The organism is Cupriavidus consociatus (assembly GCF_017814975.1).
In the GTDB taxonomy this organism is placed as follows: domain Bacteria; phylum Pseudomonadota; class Gammaproteobacteria; order Burkholderiales; family Burkholderiaceae; genus Cupriavidus; species Cupriavidus consociatus.
In genome coordinates this window covers 1-7,433 of record NZ_JAGIQA010000070.1, presented here as the reverse complement: position 1 = coordinate 7,433, position 7,433 = coordinate 1, and the positions used below count along the sequence as shown (strand labels likewise).

At 62.4% G+C, this 7,433-nt stretch carries 5 protein-coding genes; 1 reads left to right on the top strand and 4 read right to left on the bottom strand.

Going from position 1 to position 7,433, the window contains the following annotated elements; translation table 11 throughout:
- Positions 1 to 216 (top strand): helix-turn-helix domain-containing protein (locus J8I82_RS36725; protein ID WP_209765429.1); only part of this gene is annotated, 216 nt, incomplete at its 5' end.
- 14 nt (positions 217 to 230) lie between these two features.
- On the opposite strand, the gene J8I82_RS36720 is transcribed toward J8I82_RS36725, so the two are convergent.
- The 4 genes from J8I82_RS36720 to J8I82_RS36705 form a co-directional block, all read right to left on the bottom strand.
- Positions 231 to 617, bottom strand: coding sequence for a reverse transcriptase family protein (locus J8I82_RS36720; protein ID WP_245180613.1), 387 nt, complete (start codon positions 615 to 617; stop codon positions 231 to 233).
- 561 nt (positions 618 to 1,178) lie between these two features.
- On the bottom strand, positions 1,179 to 2,648 hold the full coding sequence (locus J8I82_RS36715) for an efflux transporter outer membrane subunit (protein WP_209765427.1): 1,470 nt from the start codon (positions 2,646 to 2,648) through the stop codon (positions 1,179 to 1,181).
- A gap of 43 nt (positions 2,649 to 2,691) precedes the next feature.
- The gene (locus tag J8I82_RS36710; RefSeq protein ID WP_209765425.1) at positions 2,692 to 5,862 is read right to left on the bottom strand and encodes an efflux RND transporter permease subunit; all 3,171 of its coding nucleotides are present in this window, start codon (positions 5,860 to 5,862) and stop codon (positions 2,692 to 2,694) included.
- Positions 5,859 to 7,433, bottom strand: a 1,575-nt coding sequence (locus J8I82_RS36705) for an efflux RND transporter permease subunit (RefSeq protein ID WP_209765423.1), incomplete at its 5' end; no start/stop codon positions are given. The genes J8I82_RS36705 and J8I82_RS36710, both read right to left, overlap by 4 nt.

Below are 7,433 nucleotides of genomic sequence, written 5' to 3'. Positions count from 1 at the left end.
AAGCGGCCTGACGAACTCACGGTACAGCAACTCGCTCACCGACTGGGCATCAGTCCACACGTCGTGTATTACTGGATCGAGCGCCAGGTGGTCCCTGCTCGAAAGCTCGACGGGCGGGGCCCATGGTGGATCACGCTGGATCCCGCCAAGGAACAGCAACTGCGGGACTGGGTGTGCACTTCAGGGCATCTTCGGGGGCAATATTCCTACACATAACTGTGCGAGGTGCATTATGAGATCACCGTCGGGATGCCCAGTGTTCTCACCCCGCCCGCGGGCTTGGGAATGTCCACCGCACGCACCGCTTGCGGGATGTACTGGCCGGCCAGCAACGCCGCCTTGACGCTCGGCCAACTCACCTTCAGCCAGTCCCGCAACGCCGTCACCTCCAGGGCATCCACCCCGGCCGCGCCGCCATTGCCGACCACCTTCCGGTACGCCAGCCGCATGTTGCTTCTCTCGACCACCGCCTCCATCAGCGATGGCGCCTGCGCTTTCGTTTGCCCAACAGCCGCCGTGCCAGCCTCCGCACCCCCATCGGCCCCAGGCAGGTTCCGCCCGCCTTCCTCCGCTGTGGGCTGCACTCGTTCGTGCATTTGGGCTTCGTCGGTTCGCATCGAGGTCTATCGTCCTAATCGCGCTCGCTCATGTTCGGCCCTTCAGCGCCAACCGCGCGCCTAGTATGGCCTCTGCTGACTTCTGCACCGCCATCCCAGCGCCTCTCGACGCCGGTAGCACACCATGGCAGCAGTGCAGATCTCCCGTACATGGACGCCCCCACCTTCACGCTTATGCCTGTCGGATTTACGCCGCATCGATCCGTGCAAGTATTGGACTTTGGCAATTTCTGCTGCCTCATCCCGATACGGCGCCTCATATCCGCTTCCTGTTCGTCAGGCCAGCGCTTTGCCTCGGGCTTCCTTCAGACCCCCAGTCGCCCGGGGAACCCTTGCCTCTGGCTAACACTTCCCCTTGCCGGCTATGTAGGGGACTTCCACCCCCAGGTAGGTGCGCCCTGCCGGGCGCACAGAAAAACACCCTGCAGCGTACCCGCATGCAGGGTGGGGGTGACCATCTCATTACTGACAGCCCCAGCAACGCGATTTCGCGGAAAGTCTGGATCGCCTCGGATGGATGATGGCGCATCGCTTTTCTATTCCGCCTCCAGAATAGACTGACTATTGCGGCGGCGCCCCCCAACTGGCTGTTTCCTCCACCTTCCCAACCTCAACGTCGTACCCATGCCACCCGCCTCCCAGCGCCTTGATCAGCGTGACGGCCGCCGTGTACTGGCGATCCATGATTTGCAGCGTGGTGGTTTCGGCGGTATAGGCGGTAGTCTGTACCGTCAGCACGTCGAGAAGGCTGGCGGTGCCGGCCTTGTAGCGGTTGTTGACCAGCAATAGCGCTTCGCGCGCGGAGCGCAGGGCATCGCCCTGTATTGTGGCTTCCTGTTCCAGCACGCGTGCCGATGCGAGGTTGTCCTCGACTTCCCGGAAGGCTTCGAGCACGGTCTGTCGGTAGTTGGCCACTTCCTGGTCATACACTGCCACCGCTTTGGCCTTGTCGGCGTTGCGAAGGCCACCGTCAAATACCGTGCCCGCCAGACCGGCGCCAATCGACCACAGGTGATCTGGCAGCGACAGCCAGCGCGCTAGCGTGCTGGCCGTGAGGCCGGTCGTGGCCGAAAGCGACAGCTTCGGATAGTAGGCGGCCTGCGCCACGCCTATATTGGCATTGGCGGACGCCATGCGGCGCTCGGCGGCGGAGATGTCGGGGCGGCGTTCGAGCATTTGCGATGGCACTGCCACCGGTACCACGGGCACAGGAGCTTGGGTGTCGGCCGGAGGGACGTTCAGTTCCGACGGCGGCTTACCGACCAGGATGGCGATGGAGTGTTCCAGCTTTGCGCGGCTGATCTGGATATCGAGTTGCTGCGCTTGGGCCGACTTGAGCTGCGTTTTCGATTGCAGCACGTCTGAGCGCTGCACCGTGCCGGCTTCGTACTGGTTCCGCACAAGTTGTAGGGACTTGGCATAGTCAGCTACCGTGCGGTCTAGCAGTGCACGTTTCGCATCGGCCACGCGCAGAGAGAAGTAGTTTTCTGCGAGCGTGGCCTGCGCCGACAGCAGTGTCGATGCTAGGTTGGCTTGGCGACTTTGCCCTTCGGCTTCTGCGGCCTCCGCGTTGCGACGGACATTGCCCCAGATGTCAATCTCCCATTTGCCCGACAGCGTGACGTTATGTTCGTTGTCGATGTGACCGCTTGATTTCGATGGCGCACGCGATACGCCGGCCTTGGCTTCGACGGTCGGGAAGTGGCGCGAGCGCGAGGACGCCAACTTAGCCATAGCCTGACGATAGATCGCATCGGCCGCCTGGATTTTCTCATTCGAGACCTGAACTTGAGCGATGAGGTCGTCCAGCGCAGGATCGTTGAACACATGCCACCACTCCGGGCGGCCCGCTGCATCCTGCGGCTCGGCCGTCTTCCAGTCGCCGCTCCATGTGGGCATGGCGTCGGTGGCTTCCTTGAAGGCCTTCGGCACGGGTGCATCGGGGCGCTTGTAATCGGGGCCAACAGCGCAACCGGCCAGCATGGCACAGACCAGGGTCATCACGGAAAAGGAATAGGAGTGTCGAAGCATGGCGATGCCTTCTTCAGTGTTCGAGTTGCGATGCGGCGCCGCGTTACTGCCGGCGTGCGCACCAGGCAATGACCTTTAGACGCCAGCGGTCTAGCGTCAAGTAGACTACGGGGGTCGTGTATAGCGTCAGCAGTTGGCTTACCACCAGACCGCCGGCGATCGAGATGCCCAGCGGCTTGCGCAGCTCGGCGCCATCGTTACCGCCAAGCGCCAGCGGAATCGCCCCTAGCAGTGCCGCCGCCGTGGTCATCGTGATCGGTCTGAAGCGCAGCAGGCAGGCGCGGTAGATGGCATGGTGAGGGCTCATGCCCTCGCGCCGTTCGGCGTCGAGGGCGAAGTCGATCATCATGATCGCGTTCTTCTTGACGATGCCGATTAGCAGGATCACGCCGATGAGCGCGATGATGCTGAACTCGGTCTTGAATAGCAGTAGGGCCAGCAGTGCGCCCACGCCGGCCGACGGAAGAGTCGACAGGATCGTCAGTGGATGCACATAGCTTTCGTACAGAATGCCCAGGACGATATAGATGGTGATGGCCGCAAGGATCAACAGCTGCCCGGTGCTGAACGAATCTTGGAACGCCATGGCCTCCCCCGAAAAATTGGCCCGAAGCGTTTCGGGCGCGCCGATCCGCGCCATGGCGAGCTCGATGGCTTCCGTGGCTTGCGACAGCGAGTAGCCCTCTGCCAGGTTGAACGAGATCGTCGACGCGGCGAACTGGCCCTGATGATTAACGCCAAGCGGCGTGCTGGTGGGCTCTATGTGCGCGAAGGCCGCCAGCGGCACACGCTTGCCGCCATCGGTGACAACATAGATGTCCTGCAGCGCATGCGGGCCCTGCAGGTATTCCTGACTCAGCTCCATCACCACGCGGTACTGGTTCAAAGGATGATAGATTGTCGAGACTAGTCGCTGGCCGAACGCATCGTTAAGGACCGCGTCGACCTGCCGGGCTGTGACGCCAAGCTTCGATGCGGCATCACGGTCGATGATGACCGATGTCTGGAGGCCCTTGTCGTTGGTGTCGGTATCCACGTCCTCTAGTCCTTTTATGTTCGAGATTGCCGCGCGTACCTTGGGCTCCCACGTGCGTAGCACATCGAGATCATCTGACTGCAGTGTGAACTGGTAGGCTGAACTGCTCTGGAGGCTGCCGAAGCGGATGTCCTGCATCGACGTAAGAAACAGGCTGGCGCCGGGTTCCCCGGCTAGCCTGGTACGCAGACGTGCCACGATTTGGTCGGCTGTCTCCTCGCGTTCGGAAAGCGGTTTCAGGGTGATGAACATCTGCCCGGTGTTGCGCTGCCGACCGCCCGTGAAGCCAGTCACGTTGACCACGGCTGGATCGGACTGGACGATCTTAACGAAGTTGTCGAGCTTCGTTCGCATCAACAAGAAGGAGGTTGCCTGATCCGCGTGGATGAAGCCGATCAGACGTCCCGTGTCCTGCTGTGGGAAAAAGCCCTTGGGGACGATTAGGTACAGGTAAAAGTTCAGCGCGATGGTCAACAGCAGTACTATCCAGACGATCGGGCCGTGGCGAAGAGCCACGGCTAGCGTGCGGCCGTATGCTTTCTGCATCCACTCAAAGGCGCGCTCGCTAGCGCGATAGACGCGGCCTTGGGGCCGTTCCTGGGCCGGGCGCAGCAGCCGTGCGCACATCATAGGCGTGGTGGTCAATGAAATTACCAGGGAGACCATGATGGCCACCGAGAGCGTGATTGCGAACTCCTGAAACAGGCGACCTACGAAGCCGCCCATCAGCAGCAGCGGAATGAAGACGGCGATTAGGGACAGGCTCATCGATAACACGGTGAAGCCGACCTCCCGCGCGCCACGCAGCGCGGCGGCCAGTGGCTTCATTCCTTCCTCGATATGGCGCGAAATGTTCTCGAGCACCACGATAGCATCGTCAACGACAAAACCCGTGGCAATTGTAAGCGCCATCAGTGATAGGTTGTTCAGCGAGAATCCGGCCAGATACATGACCGAGAACGTTCCCACAAGCGAAACAGGCACCGCCACGCTCGGGATCAAAGCGGCGCGCACATTACGCAGGAACAAGAATACCACCATGATCACCAGCGCCACGGAGATCATCAGCGTGTTCTCCACCTCGCGAAGCGACGCGCGGATGGTGGGCGCGCGGTCCATCATCACGTCCATCGAAATCGTGGCTGGAATCATCTTGTGCAGCGTTGGCAGCATGTCGTTTACGCGGTTGACGGTCTCGCTGATGTTAGAATCAGGCGAGCGGATCAGCCCCAGCAGCACCGAGGGCTTCCCATTGGCCGAGCCCGCGTTGCGGATGTCCTGCACAGAATCCACAACGTTGGCGACATCCTGCAGTCGCACCGGCACCGCGAACGAATTGGGGCCTGCGTTATTGACTTTGTCGCCCCCAGCGGGATTGGCCGTGCCTGCGATCAGTACGCCGGGAGAGGTTGACGAGTTGGCGACCGGTGTCGCGTAGCGAATGATCAGCGGCATGTAGTCTTTGGCCGCCATCGCTTGGTCGTTGGCGTAAACTTGCCACGCGGTGTTGGCGTTGTCGAGAATGCCGAGCGGACGATTCGCATTGGTGGCACTGATCGTATTACGCACGTCTTTCAGCGAAATGCCGTAGTGGCTCAGCGCCGTCGGGTTCAGCTCCACCCGCACTGCCGGCAGTGACGACCCGCCAACGATGACCTGGCCAACCCCTTTCACTTGCGACAGCTTTGGGGCCAGAATTGTCGACGCCACGTCGTAGAGCTGTCCGCGAGTCATCGTGGGCGAGGTCAGCCCGATGATCATGATCGGTGCGTCAGCCATGTTCACCTTCCAATAGGTGGGATTACTCGGCAGGCTCGTGGGCAGCGTGGCGCGCGACATATTGATGGCCGCCTGAACGTCGCGTGCGGCGCCATTGAGATCGCGTGACAGGTCAAACTGCAGCGTCACGGCTGTGAAGCCAAGCGAACTGCTCGATGTGATTTCGTTCACACCCGCGATGGCGCCCAGCGCGCGCTCCAGCGGCGTGGCGACGGTGGCGGCCATGGTCTCGGGGCTAGCGCCTGGCAGCGACGCCGCGACCGAGATCGTGGGAAAATCCACCTGGGGCAGCGGCGACACCGGCAGCAGTCGGAATGCGGCAATGCCCGCTAGCAGGATGCCGATGGTCAGCAGTGCCGTGGCGACGGGGCGATAGATGAAGGCGGCCGAGAGGTTCATTGGGCGTTCGGCTCCTGTGGCGGTAGTGTTATGGCGCGACGACCATAGCTGCTATCGTCGCCGCCACCGTCGTTCGGATTGCCGTACTGGCTGTGGCGCCACTCACTGAGGCGACAGGCCACGCGATCGAACGCCAAGTAGATCACCGGCGTGGTGAAGAGCGTCAGCATCTGGCTGACCAGCAGACCGCCGACCATCGTGATGCCCAGCGGACGGCGTAACTCCGACCCGATGCCGGAGCCCAGCATCATCGGCAGTGCGGCCAGCAGTGCTGCCATCGTCGTCATCAGGATCGGGCGGAAACGCAGCAGGCAGGCCTGGAAGATCGCGTCGCGCGGCGTCATGCCGCCTTCGCGCTCGGCTTCGAGCGCGAAGTCGATCATCATGATCGCGTTCTTCTTGACGATGCCGACCAGCAGGATGATGCCGATGATGGCGATGATGCCTAGGTCCATCCCCGCCACCAGCAGCGCCAGCAGCGCGCCCACGCCGGCCGACGGCAGCGTCGACAGGATCGTGACCGGGTGGATGGTGCTTTCATACAGCATGCCCAGCACGATATACATCGTCACCACCGCGGCCAGGATCAGCCACAGCGTGTTCGACAGCGACGCGCGGAACGCCAGCGCCGCGCCCTGGAAGCTGGTCTGCATCGAGATCGGCAGGCCCAGCTCCTGCTCCACCCTGGTGATCTTGTCGACCGCGGCGCCGAGCGATTCGCCATGCGCCAGGTTGAACGAGATCGTCGCCGCCGGGAATTGCCCCTGGTGGTTGATCACCAGCGGCCCGGTGCGCTCGTTGATGCGTGCGAACGCGCCCAGCGGCACCTGTCCGCCGGAAGAGGAGGGCAGCCGCAGCTCAGCCAGCGATTGCGGACTCTTGCGGAATTCTGGCATGGTCTCCAGCACTACGCGGTACTGGCTCGACTGCGTGAAGATGGTCGACACCAGCCGCTGGCCGAAGGCGCTGTACAGCGCACTGTCGATCACCGCGGTGGTGATGCCGAAGCGCGCCGCGGCGTCGCGGTCGATATCGACATAGGCGCGTAGGCCGTTGTTCTGCTGGTCGCTGGCGACGTTGCGCAGCTCGGGCTCCTGGCGCAGGCGCTCCACCAGTTTCGGCACCCACGTGGCCAGCGTCTCGGGATCGGGATCTTCCACCGTGAACTGGTACTGCGTGCGCGAGACCTTGTCCTCGATGGTCAGGTCCTGCACCGGCTGCGTGAACAGCGACACGCTGCCGAGATTCTGCACCGAATGCTGCAGGCGCTGCATGACCACGTCGATCGGGTCGCGGTCGCCCTTGGCCTTCAGGTTGATAAGCATGCGGCTAGCATTGATGGTATGGTTAGTGCCATCGACGCCGATGTACGACGACACGCTGGCGACAGCCGGATCTTGTAGAACCACCTTCTGCACGGCCTGCTGCTTGCGGCCCATCGACTGGAACGAACTGGTCTGCGCGGCTTCGGTGATGGCCTGGATCACGCCGGTGTCCTGCACCGGGAAGAAGCCCTTGGGCACCAGCAGGTACAGCAGCACGGTCAGCGCCAGCGTGGCCACCGCCACCAC

Bases quoted from the DNA above. Each gene is read 5' to 3' on its own strand.
- J8I82_RS36715 (WP_209765427.1), bottom strand. From the start codon at position 2,648: ATGCTTCGACACTCCTATTCCTTTTCCGTGATGACCCTGGTCTGTGCC.
- J8I82_RS36720 (WP_245180613.1), bottom strand. From the start codon at position 617: ATGCGAACCGACGAAGCCCAAATGCACGAACGAGTGCAGCCCACAGCG.
- J8I82_RS36710 (WP_209765425.1), bottom strand. From the start codon at position 5,862: ATGAACCTCTCGGCCGCCTTCATCTATCGCCCCGTCGCCACGGCACTG.